The organism is Vibrio sp. 378, from assembly GCF_033339435.1.
The window spans coordinates 1-607 of sequence record NZ_JAWOUO010000789.1 but is presented as its reverse complement, the minus strand read 5'-3'; the positions used below and the strand labels follow the sequence as shown (position 1 = coordinate 607).

Genomic DNA, 607 nt, shown 5'->3' with positions numbered 1-607 from the left:
ATGCGAAAGAACTGAACATCGCATACCATGACCGAGTTGAGCTTATCAAACACCACCAAGTGGTCGAAATGCTTGAGAAGCGAGTGAATGAACTGCAAAAAGAACTGGCGAAATTTGAGCAAGTTAAGAAGTTCAAACTGCTACCAAGAGCTTTCTCGATGGATGATGGAGAGTTAACTCCAACGCAAAAACTGCGTCGTAAAGCGATTAACGATAAATACCAAGACGAAATCGAAGAAATGTACAACGAAAAGTCAGATAAAAAGTAACAAGCACTGACTTAGATTTCAGATTGATGAAAAGATCCCCAGCCATACCTTTTGGTATCGTTGGGGATTTTTGTATGTGCAGCAGTTCGGCTTGATGATGCAGATAACGGGTGAATTTCTGATGTTTGGGTAAAACTAAGTGAAATTATGTTCTTTTTTTTGTCGTTATGTTTTTTGATCGTGCTGCATATTTGCGCTTAGTTGGCTTCTATTCCTGTTATCGTTCTGCTTTCTAGTGTCTTGTTTAAAAACTAGACATATCTCTCATTAGACCCGTTGCTAATAAACCGTTACATTTGTTGATGAACCTTGCGGGATGTTATGACGAACGCAAGACA

Annotated in this window: 1 pseudogene; it reads left to right on the top strand. The window is 39.2% G+C overall.

The window, feature by feature from the left end:
- A pseudogene (locus R7Q48_RS28860) lies at positions 1 to 269 on the top strand (long-chain fatty acid--CoA ligase); the annotation flags it as partial.
- Positions 270 to 607: the final 338 nt, after the last annotated feature.